Source organism: Nocardiopsis sp. iso_186 (assembly GCF_056173365.1).
In genome coordinates this window covers 2650933-2669399 of sequence record NZ_CM149670.1, presented here as the reverse complement: position 1 = coordinate 2669399, position 18467 = coordinate 2650933, and the positions used below count along the sequence as shown (strand labels likewise).

General features: G+C 69.0%; 17 protein-coding genes and 1 pseudogene. 7 read left to right on the top strand and 11 right to left on the bottom strand.

From position 1 onward, the window contains the following. Positions 1-3: 3 nt before the first annotated feature. The 3 genes from AC0VYP_RS11660 to AC0VYP_RS11650 all read right to left on the bottom strand — a co-directional run bounded on the left by AC0VYP_RS11660 (position 4) and on the right by AC0VYP_RS11650 (position 4120). Positions 4-594: an SRPBCC family protein gene (locus AC0VYP_RS11660; protein WP_475474011.1), complete on the bottom strand. Its 591-nt coding sequence runs from the start codon at positions 592-594 to the stop codon at positions 4-6. Between the two features lie 113 nt (positions 595-707). Then, a complete protein-coding gene (locus AC0VYP_RS11655; RefSeq protein WP_475474009.1) occupies positions 708-2630 on the bottom strand; it encodes an AMP-binding protein in 1923 nt (640 codons plus the stop codon). 221 nt (positions 2631-2851) lie between these two features. Further along, positions 2852-4120 (bottom strand): multidrug effflux MFS transporter, encoded by a 1269-nt coding sequence (locus tag AC0VYP_RS11650; protein WP_475474232.1) that lies wholly within the window; start codon positions 4118-4120, stop codon positions 2852-2854. 213 nt (positions 4121-4333) lie between these two features. Here AC0VYP_RS11650 and AC0VYP_RS11645 point away from each other — a divergent pair, with 213 nt between their 5' ends. From AC0VYP_RS11645 to AC0VYP_RS11625, 5 genes are all read left to right on the top strand, one after another. Beyond that, a complete protein-coding gene (locus AC0VYP_RS11645; protein WP_475474007.1) occupies positions 4334-5089 on the top strand; it encodes a HipA family kinase in 756 nt (251 codons plus the stop codon). After that, positions 5086-5481, top strand: a complete 396-nt coding sequence (locus tag AC0VYP_RS11640) for a DUF3037 domain-containing protein (protein WP_285759629.1) — start codon at positions 5086-5088, stop codon at positions 5479-5481. Before AC0VYP_RS11645 ends, AC0VYP_RS11640 begins: the two co-directional genes overlap by 4 nt. A 320-nt stretch (positions 5482-5801) precedes the next feature. Beyond that, a complete protein-coding gene (locus AC0VYP_RS11635; RefSeq protein WP_475474006.1) occupies positions 5802-7223 on the top strand; it encodes an alpha/beta hydrolase in 1422 nt (473 codons plus the stop codon). A 343-nt stretch (positions 7224-7566) separates the two neighbouring features. Continuing rightward, positions 7567-8304, top strand: a complete 738-nt coding sequence (locus AC0VYP_RS11630; protein WP_475474005.1) for a VOC family protein — start codon at positions 7567-7569, stop codon at positions 8302-8304. A gap of 175 nt (positions 8305-8479) precedes the next feature. Beyond that, on the top strand, positions 8480-8845 hold the full coding sequence (locus AC0VYP_RS11625) for a Rid family hydrolase (RefSeq protein WP_475474003.1): 366 nt from the start codon (positions 8480-8482) through the stop codon (positions 8843-8845). Positions 8846-9011: 166 nt separating this feature from the next. Here AC0VYP_RS11625 and AC0VYP_RS11620 read toward each other — a convergent pair whose 3' ends face one another. The 3 genes from AC0VYP_RS11620 to AC0VYP_RS11610 form a co-directional block, all read right to left on the bottom strand. Next, positions 9012-9659 carry an alpha/beta hydrolase gene (locus tag AC0VYP_RS11620; protein WP_285759622.1) on the bottom strand — a complete coding sequence of 216 codons (648 nt, stop codon included), beginning with the start codon at positions 9657-9659 and terminating at the stop codon, positions 9012-9014. Positions 9660-10154: 495 nt separating this feature from the next. Then, a complete protein-coding gene (locus AC0VYP_RS11615) occupies positions 10155-10379 on the bottom strand; it encodes a hypothetical protein (RefSeq protein ID WP_475474001.1) in 225 nt (74 codons plus the stop codon). A gap of 7 nt (positions 10380-10386) precedes the next feature. Then, positions 10387-11358 carry an aldo/keto reductase gene (locus AC0VYP_RS11610; protein WP_475474000.1) on the bottom strand — a complete coding sequence of 324 codons (972 nt, stop codon included), beginning with the start codon at positions 11356-11358 and terminating at the stop codon, positions 10387-10389. Positions 11359-11540: 182 nt separating this feature from the next. Between AC0VYP_RS11610 and AC0VYP_RS11605 the strand changes: the two genes are divergently transcribed. Then, positions 11541-12119 (top strand): MarR family winged helix-turn-helix transcriptional regulator, encoded by a 579-nt coding sequence (locus tag AC0VYP_RS11605; protein ID WP_475473999.1) that lies wholly within the window; start codon positions 11541-11543, stop codon positions 12117-12119. A gap of 297 nt (positions 12120-12416) precedes the next feature. Here the strand turns inward: AC0VYP_RS11605 and AC0VYP_RS11600 are convergent, their stop codons facing one another. Then, positions 12417-13751 (bottom strand): MFS transporter, encoded by a 1335-nt coding sequence (locus tag AC0VYP_RS11600; RefSeq protein WP_475473998.1) that lies wholly within the window; start codon positions 13749-13751, stop codon positions 12417-12419. Between the two features lie 528 nt (positions 13752-14279). On the opposite strand from AC0VYP_RS11600, the gene AC0VYP_RS11595 reads away from it, so the two are divergent. Then, positions 14280-15023 carry a MerR family transcriptional regulator gene (locus tag AC0VYP_RS11595; protein ID WP_475473997.1) on the top strand — a complete coding sequence of 248 codons (744 nt, stop codon included), beginning with the start codon at positions 14280-14282 and terminating at the stop codon, positions 15021-15023. Positions 15024-15469: 446 nt separating this feature from the next. Here AC0VYP_RS11595 and AC0VYP_RS11590 read toward each other — a convergent pair whose 3' ends face one another. The 4 genes and pseudogenes from AC0VYP_RS11590 to AC0VYP_RS11575 form a co-directional block, all read right to left on the bottom strand. Further along, positions 15470-15775, bottom strand: a complete 306-nt coding sequence (locus AC0VYP_RS11590; RefSeq protein WP_475473995.1) for a hypothetical protein — start codon at positions 15773-15775, stop codon at positions 15470-15472. A 424-nt stretch (positions 15776-16199) separates the two neighbouring features. Next, the gene (locus tag AC0VYP_RS11585; protein WP_475473993.1) at positions 16200-16487 is read right to left on the bottom strand and encodes a hypothetical protein; all 288 of its coding nucleotides are present in this window, start codon (positions 16485-16487) and stop codon (positions 16200-16202) included. Positions 16488-16578: 91 nt separating this feature from the next. Beyond that, positions 16579-17817, bottom strand: a pseudogene (locus tag AC0VYP_RS11580) (RNA polymerase sigma factor). Between the two features lie 48 nt (positions 17818-17865). Further along, positions 17866-18222 carry a YciI family protein gene (locus tag AC0VYP_RS11575; protein WP_285759606.1) on the bottom strand — a complete coding sequence of 119 codons (357 nt, stop codon included), beginning with the start codon at positions 18220-18222 and terminating at the stop codon, positions 17866-17868. Between the last annotated feature and the right edge of the window lie 245 nt (positions 18223-18467).

Here is an 18467-nt window from a genome sequence, read left to right as displayed (position 1 = left end):
CCGCTACACAGCGGGCCCGCGCCCTCCAGCACCCGGCGCGTCCGGACCCCCAGGAGCACCAAACGTCCCCGGCCCCGGCTTGGGCGCAGCAGACGGCCGGATCGCGTCCCCACCCCCATCAGGACGCACCTCGCCGTGCCCCGGGGCAACCTCACCGCGCCAACCGCCCTGCGCCGGCCCCCCATGCGACTCGATGAACTCCCGGAAATGCTTCATATCGCTCTTCACCCGGGCCTTCACCACACCCAGCTTGTCGCCCAACTGCTCCACCACGCCCTCAGGCGCCGTATGCAACTGCAACGTCACCCGCGTGCGCTGCGGACCGATCCGGTGAAACGTCACCACGCCCGCATGCGAAACCCCGTTGACGCTCTTCCACGCAATGCGCTCATCGGGCACCTGCTCGGTCACCACCGCCTCGAACTCACGGTGCTGCCCCCCGACCGACACCTCCCACAGCGAATGCGTGTCATCCTGCTGCGTGATGCGCTCCACGCCCCCCATGAACTCAGGAAACGATTCAAAACGCGTCCACTGGTCATAGACCTGACGAACCGGGACATCGACCTCGACCGCTTCGATTACCTCGGACATGTTCGCAACCGTCCTTCCCAATCGACGTACATCGTCAGGAGCCGCACCAGCCGGCGCGACCCCCGCCACACACGCCGCTACCCCGCCCTCCCGCCTGAAACCCCGCCGCCCCGCTAACCCGCCCCACTCCCAGACGGCGGCCCCGCATACAACGCCTCGATCTCCTCGGCGAACGCCCGCAACACCGCGTCCCGCCGCAACCGCCCCGACGGCAACAACAAACCCGACGACGGACTGAACTCCTCGGGCAACACATGAAACGCCCGGATCGCCGACCCCGCCGACACACTCGTGTTCACATCCTCCACCGCCCGCCGGATCTCCACCCCCAACTCCGGCGCGAACGCGATCTCGCTCAACGGCGTCAACAACGGATGCCCGTTCACCAACCGCCAGTACTCCAACTGCTCCCGCTTCAACGTGATCAACGCACTCACGTACGGCCGCCCCTCCGCCAGAACAATCACCTGGCTGATCAACGGATGCGACAACAACCGCGTCTCCAACGACACGAAATCAGGCACCCCGCCCTCCCCGGACTCCACCCCCATCCCCTCGACCCGGGCCACCACCGCCCCCCGGGCCGGAGCCGCCCTCTCCAATTCCGCCGGCCCCCGCCGCGGCGCAGCGAAATGCGCCCGACGCCGCTCCCTCACCACCACATCGCCCGACTCCTGCACCCCGCCCAGCAGCCCCGACACCAACCACCCATCAGCCAAAGCCACCCCCGACTCCTGCGCATCCCCGTAATACCCCGAGAACACCCCCGGCCCCCGCACCAACAACTCCCCACCATCGGACACACCCACCTCGACCCCCGACAACGGCGCCCCCACCGTCCCGGGCCGATGCGCACCCCACACGTTCCACGCAACCGCACCCCCCGCCTGCACCAGACCCGCACCCTCCAGCACCGGCAACCCCGCACCGGCGTAGAAATGCGTCAACCGCGCCTCCAAACCCCCCATCGGGCACACGATCACCCGCACCCGACCGCCCAACGCCTCCTTCAACCGCCCATACGCCCACTCGTACATCGCCCGCGACATCCGCTGCCACGCACCCCGGGCCCCCCGCTTGCCCTGCTTGTCATAATCAACCGCCAGCTGGGTCGCGGCATTGAACATCTGCACACCGTCCCAGCCCCCCTCCTTCGTCTTCCCCTTCTCCCACTCATACAGCCACGCCAAGAAATCCGCCCCCACCACCGGCACACTCGGCCGATACCGGCGCATGTCCTCCCCGAACCCCACATGGTCCACCGCACGCCCGAACCCCATACGCACGCCCGACCACAAACACGCAGCCGCCACCGCCAACGGCTCGAACCCACCCGCGCCGCCCCGCACCAGCGTCAACGCATCCCCCGCAGCCAACCCCGTCACCGCAGGCGACAACCGCTCCACCACACCGAACACACCCGCCAACACATTGGCGTGCGTCAACACCGCCCCCCGCACCAACCGGTCACGCGTCACCGTGAAACACACCAGCGCCGGATCATCCCCCCGGCACTCATCAACCCGAAGGCGCACCGCCGTACCGTCCATGTAGGCGCCCGTCTTCACCGCCGCCTCCACCCCGCCGGACTCCAACGTGAACGTCCGCCCCAGATCCACCAGCTCCTGCTGCAACTCCCCCATCACCCGCGCCTGCGCCTGCGTCTGCACCACAGCAGCAGCCGGCCGCGTCAACCGCGCCACCCGACGCAACAACCCCGGCGCACACCCCCCCGGAACACTCACCACCACACCCCGAACAGCCCACACCGCCCAGGCCGCCACCACCTGCTCATAACCCGAACGCGCAGCAACCAACACCCGGTCGCCACTACTCACCCCACCAGCGATCAACCCCTTGGCGACCCCCGTCACCTCCGTCAAGAACGCAGTCGCCGACACCCCGTCCCAACCCTCACCCGACAACCGGTCGAACACCGGCCCCGCGGCCGACCGAGCAGCCGCCCAATAAACCAGTTCCCCCAACGACTCCGGCCGCGACGACTCTCCAACGCGGGTGGAACCCGACTGGCGCATACCCTCGACACTCCTCAGCAAGGGGGACCCGCCCAAGTGCCCAACCACAGACACAACCCGACAGAACCCCTCGACCACCTGGATGAAGCCCTACTGTGCCCGCATCGGTCACTATTCGGCAAGCCAGCAACAACCTCACAACCAGCCCCAATACCCCACAGACATACAAAAAGCCGGGCACCCCGCCCCCACGGACAGGCACCCGGCCCCAGCACCCCCAACTACACGGCGGCCGCCAACCGCCTCGACCGCCACGACGCCCAGGCAAACACCACCAGCGCCAACACCCCGGCCGACACCATCACCACCGACATACTCCCCAACGACGCCTCACCCGTGGCCGTCCACCCCGCCATCGCCGACACACCACCACCGACCGCGAACTGCAACGCCCCCACCAACGCCGAAGCCGTCCCCGCAACCTGCGGCGGCTGCGACGAAATCGCCAACGTCATCGCATTGGGAAACACCAGACCCATCCCCAACATCATCACGAACAGCACCGACGTCAACCCCACCAGGCCAACGCCGCCCCACACCGCCAACCCGGCCAGCACCAGCACACTCACCACACCAACGACCAACCCGGCAACCAGACGCCTGACCGTCTCCACCCGCCCGATCAACAACGCGTTCACCTGGGTCCCCACCATCAAACCCACCGTGTTCACCGCAAACATCAAACTGAAGTCCTGCGCCGAAGCCCCGAACTCCTTCTGCGACACGAACGAGAACGCCGAAATATAGGTGAACATCATCCCGAAACTCAACGCCAACGTCACCGTCGGACCGATGAAGCGCACATCCCGCACCAACCGCCCCACCGTGGCCAACAGCACGCCGGGCCCCTGACGCCGCCGCCGCTCAGCCGGCAGGCTCTCCGGCAACCACACCAGCACCAACACGAAACTCAGCGCACTCATCCCCGCCAGCACCGCGAAACTCAACTGCCACGGCCCCACCAGAAGCAACTGCCCACCAAGAATCGGCCCCAGCATCGGCGCCAACCCCGTCACCAACATCAACCGCGAGAAGAACCGCGCGGCCTCGTCCCCCTCGAACAGATCACGCACAACCGCCCGCGAGATCACCGCCCCCGCAGCACCCGCGACCCCCTGCACGAACCGCAACACCACGAACGCCTGCGCCGACTCCACGAACATGCACGCCAACGACACCACCGTGAACACCGCGACACCCACCAGCAACGGCACACGCCGCCCCCAGGCGTCACTCATCGGCCCCAACGCCAACTGCCCCAGCGCCAACCCCACCATGATCGCCGTCAGCGTCAACTGGATCCGCGACTCGGACGCACCCAGATCCGCAGCGATCATCGGAAACGCCGGCAGGTACAAATCCGTCGCCAACGGACCAACCGCCGTCAGCACCCCCAGCACCAGGACCAGCAACGCCACAAAACGCCGTGGCCGCACCGCAGAAGGCGGCGCCGCAGAATCATCCGCAGCAGGAACCGAAGAGATGGACACGCTCGACCGCTCGGCCGGGGAACCGACCACGCTGTGCGTCACTGCACTCCTTACATGGGATCACCGGACCCCTGAGTTCACGGGGCACCAAAGACACCCAACAACCCTGAACCCCCCAACCATCCACAAACAACCACCCAAAAAGAGTGACCTCCACTACCCCCCGGCAACCAACCCCAAAAACCCCACGTCACCCCCCATAAGATCAACCCCGTGCTCCACAACCTCACCCTCACTCGCTACATCGCCCCCCTCCGCGAAGGCGGCTCGCTCCCCGCCATCGTCGAAGCCGACGACCTCGGCACCTACGTCATCAAATTCACCGGCGCCGGCCAAGGCCGCAAAGCCCTCATCGCCGAAATCATCACCGGCGAACTCGCCCGCCGCCTCGACCTCCCCGTCCCCGAACTCGCCCTCATCCACCTCGACCCCCTCATCGCCCGCGCCGAACCCGACCCCGAGATCCAAGAACTCCTCCGCGCAAGCGCCGGCCTCAACCTCGCCATGGACTACCTCCCCCACTCCATCGGCTACGACCCCACCACCCACACCACCGACCCCCACCTCGCCGGCCACATCCTCTGGCTCGACGCCTACACCAACAACGTCAACCGCACCTGGCGCAACCCCAACCTGATCCTCTGGCACCGCAAGCCCTACCTCATCGACCACGGAGCCAGCCTGATCTTCCACCACAACTGGCCAGGCGCACCCGCAACCCTCACCCGCCCCTACCAAGCACAGGACCACGTCCTCATCAACGACCACCCCGACCTCAAAGCCGCCGACACCGCCCTCGCCCCCCGCATCACCCACGACCTCCTCACCGAGGTCACCCGCCTCATCCCCGACCAATGGCTCACCGACGAACCCGGATTCCCCACCCCCGACGACGTCCGCACCGCCTACACCGACCACCTCCTCGCCCGCGCCACCAACCGCGCCTGGCTCCCGGAGCTCCCCCGATGACCCGCCACCCCTACGAATACGCCCTCATCCGCGTCATCCCCGACCTCCGCCGCGGCGAGGTCATCAACGCCGGCGTCATCCTCTACAGCCAGCACCACGACCACCTCTCCGCCCGCACCCACCTCGACCGGCCCCGCCTGCACGCCCTCCACCCCCACGCAGACGCAGCCGCCATCGAGGACGCCCTCGCCGCCATCGAGGCCACCTGCCACCCCACAGCCCCGCACGGACCAGCCGCCGACCAACCCCGCGGCCAACGCTTCCGCTGGCTCACCGCACCACGCAGCACCACCGTCCAACCCGGCCCCATCCACACCGGCCTCACCCACGACCCGGACGCCGAGTCCCGCCGCCTCACCGACCTCCTCGTGCTCCCTCCCCCTCCCGACTGACCCGCCCACCGCCCACACGTCCCCAGCCGTCCCACGCCGTTACTCCCAGCAAAGGACTCATGACAGATGTCACTGTGAAGCACAACGTGATGACAGCACTCTGGGGAGCATCCACAGCGGTGGCAACCGGGCCCGCAGCAACGAGGCACGGTCACAAGCCGCCGGGAGCAACGGCAAGACCGACACCCAGGAGGTTGGACGTGGGACGAAGACATGGCCCGAGCCGGTACCTGGCACCCGCTATAGCGATCGGCCTCGCCGGTTCACTGGTCGCGGCACCAGCCACGGCCCAGGACCAAAACGGCGAGCCGACACCACCGGTGGAATGGGGCACCTGCCCCGAGGACGTGGCGGCCGAGGCACCCCAGCTGGAGTGCGGCCTACTACCGGTGCCCCTGGACTACACCGACCCCAAGGGCACCGAAATCCAGATCATGGTGTCCCGCCTGGCCAGCCCCGACCCCGACAAGAGACGCGGCGTACTGCTGTTCAACCCCGGCGGCCCAGGCGGGTCCGGGCTGACGATGCCAACGGACCTGGTCTCTCGGGGCCTGCCCACCGACGTCTCCGACAGCTACGACCTGATCGGCATGGACACCCGCGGCGTCGGATACTCCTCCCCGGTGAGCTGCGGCTTCACCACCGACTACCGCGGCAACATCCCACCGTACGCAGTCAACGAAACAGCCGTGGCCGAGCAGGCCGAAACCGCCGAGGCCGCCGCCGACCAGTGCGCGCACAACGACACCGACGACCGATTGCGCCACCTGACCACGGCGAACATGGCCCGCGACCTGGACCGGATCCGAGCCGCACTCGGCGAACAACAGATCAGCTTCTACGGCGCGTCCTACGGCACGGCACTGGGCGCCGCATACGCCTCGCTGTTCCCCGACCGCTCCGACCGCATCGTGCTCGACAGCAACATCGGCGACACCCACCTCGACCACGAAGGAATGCGCAGGTACGGCCTGGGCGCCGAACAGACCTTCCCGGACTTCGCACAATGGGCCGCACAACGCCACGACGACTACGGCCTCGGAACCACGCCGGAAGAGGTGCGCGCGACCTACTTCGCACTCGCCGAGCGGCTCGACGAGAACCCCGCGGACACGGAAGAAGGCCCCATCGACGGCAGCACCTTCCGACTCGCCACCTTCGCGACCCTCTACCACGAGTCGCTCTACCCCCAGGCAGCGCAAGGCTGGCAGTCCATACTCGCCTCCGACGAGGCACCGGTCCAAGAACAGCCGCACGACACCCAGCCTCCCGGTGCACCGGCCCCCGCCACCGAACCGAAGACACAACCGTCGCCGTTCGACAACGCCTGGTCGGTGTTCCTCGCCGTAACCTGCAACGACGTCGAATGGCCCGAAGACCTCGACACCTACCAGCGCAGCGTCGCCCAGGACCGGGAAAGATACCCGCTGTACGGCGCCGCCAGCGCCAACATCATGCCCTGCGCCTACTGGTCGCACGAGCCGGCCGAGCCGCCAGTGGAGATCGTTGACGACGGACCGAGCAACATCCTGATCGTGCAGAACCAGCGCGACCCGGTCACACCGCACCTCGGCGGAGAAATGCTCAACGACAAGTTCGCACAGCGCTCCCGACTGGTAAGCGTTGACGGGAGCGGACACGGCGTCTACGTCAACGGCGACAACACATGCGGGCAGGACGTGACCACGGCCTTCCTGGTCGAGGGCGACCTACCATCACAGGACACGCTCTGCCCGGCCTGAGCGGGCCGGCACCGAACCCGCCGGTGGCCCCGGCCGGACCGCACATCACCTAACGACGGACGTCGTTCCCGAGCCACGGGGGGTGGGGCGAGCACGCTCGCCCCACCCCGCTTCCGACCCGGTCCCCCGAGACCACCGCCAAGGGCAAAGCAGCTCCTGAAACGCCCAAGGACCAACCAGGGGTCACGGCTCAGAGGAACACCTTGCCCCCCGCTCCCACCACCACGACCTGGGACCGGTCACCCCTCGAAGAAGACGACCGGATGAGCCCGGCCGGGACCGCCCGCAACAACCGGTGAACGCGGGCGGGCTCCCCGATCCGCACAGGCATAGGATCGGCACCATGGCCACACGACTTGTCCAAATCGCGATGAACGCCCAGGACGACGCCGCAGTCGGTCGCTTCTGGGCACGGGTACTCGGTTGGGGGACTTCCAGCGAGGGGCCCGGCGTGACCAACCTGGAACCCCAAGGCTTCGACTACCCCGACCCAGTCGCGCTCTGCGTCGATGTCCTTCGTGTGCCCGAACCCAAGACGGTGCGAAACCGCGTGCGCGTCAACCTCGCCACCACCTCCGCGGCCCACCGGGCGGACCTGCTCGCGCTCCTGAAGGGCCTCGGTGCCACCGACGTCAACCTGGGGCAAGGCGACGTACCGTGGACGGTCCTGGCCGACCCGGAGGGAAACGAGTTCCGCGTGCTGGAACCCCGATCGCTCTACCGGGACACCGGCCCGATGGCTGCGGTGGTGGTCAACTGCGCCGACCCGAGGGCCATGGCACGCTTCTGGGGCCGGGCGACGGACTGGACCGTGCACGAGGTGACCGACGCACACGCGCTGCTGCGCTCCTCCAAAAGTGTCGGCCCGTATCTGGAGTTCGTTCACTCCTCCGAGGCGAAGACCGTGAAGAACCGCGTCCACCTCGACCTCCGGCCCTACCCCGGCGACGATCAGGCCGTGGAGGCGGACCGGTTGCGGGCCCTCGGTGCCACCGACGTCAACCTGGGGCAAGGCGACGTACCGTGGACGGTCCTGGCCGACCCGGAGGGAAACGAGTTCTGCGTCCTCACCCCTCGCTGACGCCGAGCCCGGCCGTCGTCCGGCTGACCGGAACCACGACCGGCGACGCAACCGATCCGTCGGAAGGGACGCGAGGGCGGGCCGAGCTCGCCCCCTTTCTCGCCCCCCGCCTCGAACCCACCCGTACGACGACGGCGTTACTCCGCCCCGGAGAATTGGTGCCGTCGTGTGAACCGTGCAGCGCCCAGAGCATGTCCACCATCGGGTCGGCGTTACGCAGGGCTCGCGCACCGTGTACTTGGCCGGACAGGTGTCCTGGGACACCGAGGGCAACCTCGCGGGCCGCGACGACGTCGCCGCGCAGGCCGAGAAGTGCTCCCTCAACATCGCCGCCGGGGCAACGGCGGCCGACCTGGCCACGGTCACCGTTTACAGCGTCAACCTCGACGAGGCCAAGGCCGAGCAGTTCGTCATCGGGCGCGATCGAGCGGCCGCGACACTGGGCGTGGAGTTCCAGCAGCCGAGCACCTGGATCGAGGTCGCCTCGCTGGCCGCACCGGGCTACCTCGTCGAGGTCGAGGCCGTGGCCGTGCTGCCCTGAAGCGGTCGCAGCGCGACGCACCCCCGTGGCAGACCGGCCAGACCTCGGTGCCGAGCCGGTCGGGACCGGCGGCCTCGACGTCCTTAGAGGTAGGGACGCTCGAGGCGCAGGGCCGTCCGCGGTGGCTCGGCCGGTCCCGGCCAGATACCTGCGGGCCGGGGCCCCTTCACGCCCAGCCGAGCACCCCGGCGGCGAAAGCCACCGCCACCTCGTTCCACCTGCGCACCCGCAGCATCGGGTGCGCGTCCAACGCCACTCCCACGAAATCGGCGCTCGCCGCCGGCCCGCGTGCCCGCTCCACGAACCGCCGGGATTCCCGTGCGCTCGTGTGCACGTCCCCGGCCGCGTGCGCGATCAACAGGTGCCGCCCCCGCACACCCTCCACCGGGTCACCGGGCTCGATCCATGGTGCGAGTCCGAGCACTCCGCGCACCCCAGGGTCACCGGCCCGCAGCAGTGCGGCGCGTCCCCCCATCGAGTGCCCCATCAGAATCACCGGCACGTCCCCGTGCAGGCGCCGCACCTCTTCCATAACCACAGCGACGTCATGCGTGGGGTCGGCCCGCCTCCCGTTCCATCCCCGCACCCGGAAGCGCACCCGCCAGACGGCCAGACCGCGAGCGGCACCCCAGTTCCGCAAAGCCCACCCGAACGGCAGCATGCGCAGCACCGACGCGTCCCACGTGCCGGTCGCCGAGTCATCGACCACTTCGCCGCCGTGCAGAAGCAGCACGACCCCCCGGGCCCGGCCCGGTGCACCGTCCGCACTCACCCATGGGCCGTCCGCGCCGACGGCCCACGTCCACTCGGCCATGACCACCGCTCTCCACCACGACTCTTCGCTTCTTGCCCGCACAGGACCCCCGAGCCGGCAGCTGACTCCACTTCCCTGCCATCGGACCACACCGTGCCCCTACGGGGCGTAATCGACGGAACTTCACGTAGCCGAACAGCCCCAAAAATCAAGAGTTTTGGGGTCTAATGTCGCTTTTTTGGGCGGAGCCCAAGAATTTTCGGGTGGCTTGCCACTCGATTTTTGCCGTTGTGTTGTTTTTCAACAACAGGGCCACCTTTACGTTGTAGATTTTTAAAAGAAAACCGGCCTCGCTGTTGCTTCTTCCGGCTCGCAGGAACCGACCGGGCAGTTCTCGTCTCGCCATTCCTCGCCGCAGTTGCCCGCGCGACCGCAGTCGCTCCCAAAGGTGCAGCAGCACGCCCGTCCCCCACTGCCGGAAGGTTCGGCCGGACCGCTCCCTTGGGCCGCTCCCCTGCGGCGGGAGACACAGTATCGGGGCTCGACCGAACGCCTTCACTGCCAAACGCCGGTTCGCGCCGCCTCTTCGACCCGGGCGATAAGGCGGATGTTGTGGACGGCGTGTCCGAAGCCAGGAGTGCGGCGGGGCTTGTCCACGATGTCGCGGGCCGGACTGGCGTACACCTCTCCCACGTTGATGGATGCGCCCGTCCAGATCTCGGCGGCCGGACCTGTTACGGCTCGCCCGCCCGAGAGCGTGGGGCGGATCTTTCGCCCCACACCCTTCTCAACGGTCGATGGCGGCCATGTCGGGTGCGGAATGCCGATCGCCGGACGCCGGTGTCAGGTCGTTCAGACGGGCGACCTGTTCGGTGGTGAGCCGGATACTGTCGGCCGCGCTGTTCTCCTCGAGCCGGTTGACACGCCTGGTGCCCGGAATGGGCGCGATGCCGTCTCCCTGTGCGAGCAGCCAGGCCAGAGCCACCTGCGCGGGCGTGGCCTCGACTTCATGGGCGACCTCGCTCACCTCGTTGACGATGCGCAGGTTGCGCGTGAGGTTGTCGCCGGTGAACCGGGGATTGGTGCGACGCCAGTCGGTGGCGTCCAGGCCGTCGAGGGAGCGGATGCCACCGGTGAGGAAGCCGTGCCCGAGCGGCGAATAGGGGACCAGACCGATCCCGAGTTCCCGTAGCGCGGGCAGTACTTCGACCTCCAGGTCGCGGGTCCACAGCGAGTACTCGGTCTGGACGGCGGCCACCGGATGAACCGCATGAGCCCGACGGATCGTCGCCGCGGCCGCCTCCGACAGTCCGATGTGGCGTACCTTGCCCGCGGCCACCAACTCGCTCAGCGCTCCCACCGTCTCCTCGACGGGAGTGTCGGGGTTGACCCGGTGTTGGTAATAGAGGTTGACGTAGTCGGTCCCGAGCCTCCGCAGGGACCCGTCAAGAGCTGCACGGATACTGGCCGGCGTGCTGTCCGGGCCCGCTCGGCCGGTGTGGGAGACGAGGCCGAACTTGGTGGCGAGAACGACCTCGTCCCGGCGTCCCTTGACGGCGCGCCCCACCAATTCCTCGTTGACGTAGGGCCCGTACACCTCAGCGGTGTCCAGATGTGTGACGCCCAGATCCACGGCGCGACGAATGGTACGGATCGACTCGGCATCGTCACGGCCGGCGCCCGTGTAGAACACCGACATCCCCATGACTCCGAGACCGATACGCGAGACGTCGAGCCCTCCTAGCGACGTGATGTGCATCTGGTCGTCCTTTCCTGGATCGGTTCGCCGGTCACCCGCCTCGATACGGGGACCGCTCTTCGAGACGGTCGGCACCGGACACAGGACGGATGCCGGAGCTTCCCCGGAGCGAAGTGAACTTGATGCATCAACATGTACACCCTTGAACTTGACCCGTCAACAAGAGGGGTTAGTGTGGCCTTATGGCAGAGAGCACAGCCGGCACGAACGGGCGACGCCGCCGTAGCACGCGAAACGCGTTGACCTCCGATGCACCAGGTCCCGCCGTGGAAGGGGCCTGCACGGGGCAACCCACTGGACCGGCCACCGAGACACGATGGCTGAGCCGCGACGAGCGGGCCGCATGGCTGGCCACCTCAGCGATCATGATCAGCTTGCCGGCGGCGCTGGACGCGCGGATGCAGCGCGAGACCCGACTGACCTTCTTCGAGTACATGGTGCTCTCGGTCCTGTCCGAGGAGCCGGATCACACGATGCAGATGAGTGGCCTGGCCACGCGGACGTCGGCGTCGCTGTCGCGGCTGTCACACGTCGCAGGCCGCCTGGAGAAACGCGGGCTGCTCTCACGAGCCCGGATCCCCGGCTCCGGCAGGCGCACGAACGCGATCCTGACCGAGGCCGGTTACGAGGAGGTCGTGGAGGCGGCACCGGGCCATGTCGCAGCGGTCCGCGAGTACCTGATGGACGGGCTCGACCCCCACGAACTGGCGACGTTGCGCCGCATCGGCACCGCCGTCGAAGCCGCCATCGACCGCGGGTAGCCCGATGCGGGCCCGACGGCCACAAGGCCGGGGAGGAGGGGCTCCGGACATCCCGCGGCGGTCAGACGATGGGCGGCAGGCATTCTGCACGGGAACCGCTTCCGGCTGCCCCTCGACGTCGGTGAACCGGCCGTCCGCGGGCGGCCGGAGGAGGACGACGAGAGGTGGAACTGCGGCGGCCCACCAGGAAGAGCTCATCGCTGGTCTCCCGGGGCGGCGAGCCTTGTGCACAGAAGGGCAGCCGAAACCACTCCCGGTTGCCCCTGGTTCCCGCTCCTCCGGGAGAACCGGGCCCTGTCAGCGGTTCGGGTCCGCCACGACCCCTGCCGTCGGACTCCCATCCACCACACGTCGGCCGTCGCGAACGCCTCCGGTCGCCTCATCCCTCCGCGGGTCGTCGAGGGAGCGAAACGCCGGCGCGGCGAGAGCGGTGAGGGCCGTGACGCCGACGAGTACGGCGATCACCGCTCCGGCGACGGGCAGGCCGGCGGTGGCTGCGACGGCCGCGAGCGGGGCGCTGGTGAGCGCGGGTGCGGTGAGCATGACGGTGTTCTGCGCGCCGAGGACACGGCCGCGCATGGCGTCCGGTGTGGCTTCGACGGTCAGGACGCCGAGCACGGCCGAGGCCGGTGCGAAGGTGAGTCCGACCAGGGCCGCCGCGCCCAGTACCAGCCACGGTGAGGCCATGGTGCCCACCGCGCCGAACCCGACGAGTGTGCCGGTCATCCCGATGACGAACCAGGTGCGGCGGCGGATCCGGTCTGCGCAGGCGGCGTAGAGCGCGGAGCCGGTGATGCTGCCGGCAGCGATCGCGCTCAACGTGAGCCCGGTCAGCTCAGGAAGGTCCTCACCGGTGAAATAGGCGGGCATGAGGGTGCTCTGCAGGGAGCTCAGGACGGCGATGAATACCCCGCTGACCAGGGTGGCGCCGAGGACGAGTCGGTTGGCGCCGAGGAACTTCCACCCGTCCCTCAGGTCGGCTGCCGCCCGGCGCACCGCGCCCCCGGCCGTATCGGCGGGGACGGGGGCGCGCCGTGGGACGTGGCCGGTCCGCGGGTCGAGTACGAGCGTCGTCAGGGCGGCGAGCAGGCTCGTGGCGGCGGTCGCCAGCAGGAGGGTCGGGGACATCGCGAACAGTCCGACGAACAGTCCGCCCAGGCCGGGCCCGGCCAGCAGTAGTACGCTGCCCACGGTCTCGCGGGTGGCGATCAGGCGGTCCAGCCGAGCCGGGCGGCCCGGTCGTGGGGGTCCGAGTCGCGCCAGGGTGGGCAGGAGCGTCTCCTGGGCGGTCGTCCCCGGCACACGGATCACCGCCCCGACGGTGCCCATCACCAGGAACCAGGTCAGGTCCAGGCCCCAGACGACGTCGATGAGCGGCAGCACCGCCACCGACAGCGCGGCGAGCAGGTCGGAGGTCACCGACACCGTCCGGCGGTTGACCCGGTCCACGAGCAGTCCCGCGAAGAGGCCGGTTGCGGCGGAGGCCGCCATCGTCACGGTCGCGAGTACGCCTGCTGCCAGGACGTCGCCGGTGCGGTCGAGGACGAGCAGCGGCATCACGACGCTCGCGATGCCCTTGCCCAGCAGGGACAGCGCGTACGAGGCGAAGTAGACCGCGGGGCTGCGACGCATTGTTCCTCGCCTCCTGACGGTGGTCGGTGCGCATGCCGACGGTCGTCGCATGCGCAGGGGGATCGGTGGTTCGGTTCTCCTGCGGGCCGATACCGGGTGGACCGCTGGGGGCCGCGTGGTGGTTTCAGCGCCGGCGGAGTCGGCGAGCCGCGCGTACTAGAGCGGTGCAACGCCCGGTCGGACGCCACCGGGGGCGGCATCGCCGGCGGGGTGATCGTGGCGGTGGCCCCGGCGGCGGGGGCCAGTCATGGCCGGCGCGTCCCCCCAGGTGCCGGGCGAGGAAGCGCTCGACCGCGATCAGGTCGGGCAGTGCCATGCTGTTCCTCTCGTTCGTGTTCGGGAACGCGGGATGACGGGAACCAGAAGACGCCGTGCCGTTACGGCACACTCAACCCCCGGGTGGAGTGATCCACGCCACTCCCCCGTTTTGGGCGACTTGCGGTTGACCGTGCCGTGACGGCACAGTTGCGGCCAGAGAACGTCGGCACGACCGTGCCGCACCTGGAACCCCGAAGCGAGGTGTCACGCGTGGCGTGGAGTACCCGTGAGATCGCCGAGCTCGCCGGCACGAGCCTGCGGGCGGTACGCCACTACCACGAGGTCGGCCTGCTCGCCGAACCCGAACGGCGCGCCAACGGCTACAAGCAGTACGGCGTCGCCCACCTCGTCCGGGTGCTGCGCATCAAACGCCTGACCGACCTCGGGTTCTCGCTGGCCCAGATCGCCGACATGGGCGACGCCGACGACCACCCGGAAGAGGCCCTGCGCACCCTCGACGCCGAGCTCGCCACCACCATCGAACGCCTCCAGCGGGTCCGCCTCGAACTCGGCGTCATCCTGCGCCAGTCCGCGCCCACCGACCTGCCCACCGATTTCGCCCAGGCCGCTGCCGAAGCCGAACTGTCCGACGCCGACCGTTCGATCATCGTCGTCCTGACCCGGATCCTCGGCCCCCAAGGCATGCAGGCCTACGCCGACCTGCTGAAGGAACTCCCCGAGGATCCGACGGCCTCCGAGTTCGACGACCTGCCGGCCGACGCCGACGAACCGACCCGCCAGGACGTGGCCGAACGCATGGTTCCCTATCTCCGCGAGCTCCGCACCGGGCATCCCCATTTGGCGGAGATCAAGGCCGAGGCCCCGGGGGGAGCACGGTTCTTCGAGCAGACGCTCAGCACGGCCCTCAAGGACGTCTACAACCCCGCCCAGATCGACGTCCTCCGCCGCCTACAGCCGCTCCTCGACGAATCGCCCGGCACCGACCGGTCCTGATATCCGCCCCGACCGCATCCGAGCGGGGCCTCCCGTTCGGATGCGGTCGGGGCCCGGCGAGCGTCCTTACCCCGCCAGGCCCCCGCGGCCCGGCGTGTCCGGCTCCGTCGGGTGGAGCCCGCACGTCGCGTTTTCGGCCCTCTCCCCCACCGGGTGAAAGGAGGCGCGGTCATCGTACTGCCGTTGACATCGGTGAGGGGTGGACCTCGGACATCGACTCCACCACCATGCGCGTACCGGTATGCGTCCGGGAAATACGAGAAGGATCCCAGAGACGCAGGAGGGCTGCCTCAGGATCCGACGGCAGGACCTCCATCTGACGCCGCACACGACGACGCCCCCGCCCTTCGGGAACGCGTCAGAAGAACGAGGGTTTTCCGCGTGTCAGAGGGCCGGTCCACTTCAGCGTCGGCGCCCCGTCGCTTGGGTGGACCGGCCCGGAGGGGTCAGGCCCGCCAGACGATGAGCATCCACTCGCCGTACTGGTTCCTGGCGCAGCGGTATGCCTCGCCCCCCAGGCGGCGGCCACTCTCGTTGCACGCGCGCTGGGTCGGGTAGTAACCGATGACCTTCTCCCGCGGCGCGGCGACGATCGGGCCCTGCTGCGCGGCGGCGGAGGCCGCTGCGATCGCCGGCCGCTCCACGGCCGCACCCGACGGCGCGGCGGCGAAGGCCGCTGCGGGCGCGGCGGCAAACGGAACAGCGAAGCCGACCGCGACGGCCAAGGGCAGGAAACGCGACAGGTAACGCAAGGCGGACGCCTTTCAGAGGTGGGGATGTGGATCTGTCCCACGAAGAACAGAGACAAGCGGGCCACGGCCGCGGGGCCTGTGCTTCTACAGACCCGCCGCCGGACCCGAGTCCAGCTTGTGCCGCTTCGGACCCGAGGCGGCAGGAGTACAGGTGACCGTGTGGCGCATGTGCCCCATGCCTCAAGGATGGAGTTGACCACCGGCGTTGTCCTCAACCTGGAGTGCACAGTTTCTTGACCGTCAGTGACTTGGCGGCGGTTCCGAGTCCAGTGGCCGGATTCGGCGCTGCCGGCGCCCCTGGTGGAAGGCTGCGGAAGAGTGGCTTGAGGTCGGACTTGGCGCGGGCGCGGTGGCGATCCGCCGCCGGCAAATTGCTGTGGCAGACGGTGTGGTGCCGAGCGCATCAGCAGGCCACGGTCGCGCCTCAGCCGCGCCTCGGGGGCGTCGGGGCCGAACGGTCATCGGACAGGGTCACTGCCGCGCTTGCGTTGAGGAGATCGCCGGCGCCCGCGAAGAGGCCGAGACGGCCGGGATGCTGGACATGGTCGGACCCGACCTGGACACCCCGGAGGCCGAACTGGAGGCAGGGGGGCGCGCCCGTCGGCGTGTCCCAGGACCGCGCGCTGGCCGTCTTCCAGGTGATCCCGGTCGAGGGCCCCGACAGCGAGTCCACTTCGGCCGGCAGGGCGAACGCGCCCATCTGCGTGCCCATACGTCCTGAACCGCTCCCCTGCACGGCACCGTGCGGACGCTCTCCGCACCGCACAACCGGACGCCAGGGCCGACACGTCGCCTGCATCGGTTCAGGACTCGGTTGCGGCGCGGGCTGCCCGGTCCAGGAGGAGATCCCGCTCGCGCGCGTTGCGGGTCAGCGACGCCGCCCTCTCGAACTCCCCGCGGGCCTCCGCCGTCCGGCCCAGGCGCTCCAGCAGGTCCCCGCGCACGCTCGGCAGCAGGTGGTAGTTCTTCAAGGCAGGTTCCCCTCCCAGGGCGTCCACCAACGGAAGGGCGTCAGCGGGCCCGCGCGCCATCGAGACGGCGACCGCCCGGTTCAGCTCCATCACCGGGGAGGGGACCATCTCCACGAGCCGGCCGTAGAGCGCGGCGATCATCCCCCAGTCGGTGTCGGCATAGCGGAGCGCCCGCGCGTGGCACGCGGCGATCGCGGCCTGGACGGAGTAGGGGCCGCTGCCCGCACGCCGCAGGGCCTCGATGCCGCGGAGGATGAGCATCCGGTTCCATCTTGCGCGGTCCTGGTCGGCGATCAGTACCGGCGCGCCGTCGGGACCGGTCCGGGCCGCGATGCGAGAGGACTGCAGTTCCAGGAGCGCCGCCAGACCGTGGGCCTCGGGCTCCTGGGGCATCAGGTCCGCCAGGACGCGGGCCAGCCGGAGCGCGTCCTCGCACAGCGCCGGACGGACCAGGTCCTCACCGGCTGTCGCGGAGTAGCCCTCGTTGAAGACGAGGTAGATGACCTCCAGGACCGATGCGACGCGGGCCGTACGGTCCCGGCCGCACGGGACCTCGAAGGGAACGCCGGCCGTGGCGAGTGTCCGTTTGGCGCGGACGATGCGCTGGGCGATCGTCGGTTCGGCGGCCAGGAACGCTCGGGCGATCTCCTGGGTGGTCAGTCCGCCCAGCAGTCGGAGGGTGAGCGCGATCCGGGCCTCCGTTCACAGCACGGGATGGCAGGCGGTGAAGATCAGCCGCAGCAGGTCGTCATCGATACCGTCGGCGTCCCTCGGCTCGGGCGGCGGCGCGTCCTCAAGCGTCCGCCCGACCTCGGCCAGCTTGCGCGCGTAGGTCTCCTTACGGCGGACCAGGTTGACGGCGCGGTGCTTGGCGGTGGCCATGAGCCAGGCGCCCGGACTGTCCGGGACGCCCGACTCCGGCCACTGATCCAGCGCGGCGACCAGTGCGTCCTGCGCGATTTCCTCGGCGATTCCCACGTCGCGGACGATGCGGGCGACTCTCGCGATGATCCGCGCGGATTCGATCCGAAACACCGCTGCGACCGTTTCGTTCGTGCCTGCTGCCCTCACAGCTCCCCATCAGAGCAGCCGTGCGCGGGCAGGGCAAGCACGCTCGGGTCAGCCTTCGGTGATTTCGCGGATCTCGGCGGTGATGGTCCAGTGCTCGTCGTGGACCTGGAGGAAGCGCCTGGCCCATTCCAGGGCCTCGGCCTTGTCCTTGGCCTGGATGATGGAGTATCCGCCGACGACCTCCTTGCTCTCGGTGAAGGGCCCGTCGATGGAGCTGAGTGTGCCGCCGGACCAGGTGACCCGGGTGCTTTCGGCGGTCGGGGCGAGACCGCCCGTGTCCAGCATGACCCCGGCCTTGGTGATCTCCTCGTACAGCGCGCCCATGCGCTCGGCGAACTCGGGGCCGTCTTCCTCGGCAGGAGGGTTCTGCTCGTCGAGTCGGATCATCGTCAGGTAGCGCGGCATGGTGACTCCTCTGTCGTGATCGCGAGGGATTTCCCCGCTTCTCACCCCTATGTCGAACGGCAGGAGGCCGAATCGACAGCTTCGCCGAAAATTCTTCATCGGGTTTCGCCGAGTACCCGTCAGCGAAGAAGTGATCGTCCCGTCGCGGGCAGGATGCGGGGCGATTGCGTGGTTTTTTGATAATTGCTCAAACAACTAGCTTTACAATGTAGATCACTTGGGAAGCGGACGGAGGCGTCCGTCAC

Coding starts and splice junctions, on each gene's coding strand:
- AC0VYP_RS11585 (WP_475473993.1), bottom strand. CDS start 16,487: ATGGGCACGCAGATGGGCGCGTTCGCCCTGCCGGCCGAAGTGGACTCG.
- AC0VYP_RS11640 (WP_285759629.1), top strand. CDS start 5,086: ATGACCCGCCACCCCTACGAATACGCCCTCATCCGCGTCATCCCCGAC.
- AC0VYP_RS11610 (WP_475474000.1), bottom strand. CDS start 11,358: ATGCACATCACGTCGCTAGGAGGGCTCGACGTCTCGCGTATCGGTCTC.
- AC0VYP_RS11605 (WP_475473999.1), top strand. CDS start 11,541: ATGGCAGAGAGCACAGCCGGCACGAACGGGCGACGCCGCCGTAGCACG.
- AC0VYP_RS11660 (WP_475474011.1), bottom strand. CDS start 594: ATGTCCGAGGTAATCGAAGCGGTCGAGGTCGATGTCCCGGTTCGTCAG.
- AC0VYP_RS11575 (WP_285759606.1), bottom strand. CDS start 18,222: ATGCCGCGCTACCTGACGATGATCCGACTCGACGAGCAGAACCCTCCT.
- AC0VYP_RS11655 (WP_475474009.1), bottom strand. CDS start 2,630: ATGCGCCAGTCGGGTTCCACCCGCGTTGGAGAGTCGTCGCGGCCGGAG.
- AC0VYP_RS11620 (WP_285759622.1), bottom strand. CDS start 9,659: ATGGCCGAGTGGACGTGGGCCGTCGGCGCGGACGGCCCATGGGTGAGT.
- AC0VYP_RS11630 (WP_475474005.1), top strand. CDS start 7,567: ATGGCCACACGACTTGTCCAAATCGCGATGAACGCCCAGGACGACGCC.
- AC0VYP_RS11600 (WP_475473998.1), bottom strand. CDS start 13,751: ATGCGTCGCAGCCCCGCGGTCTACTTCGCCTCGTACGCGCTGTCCCTG.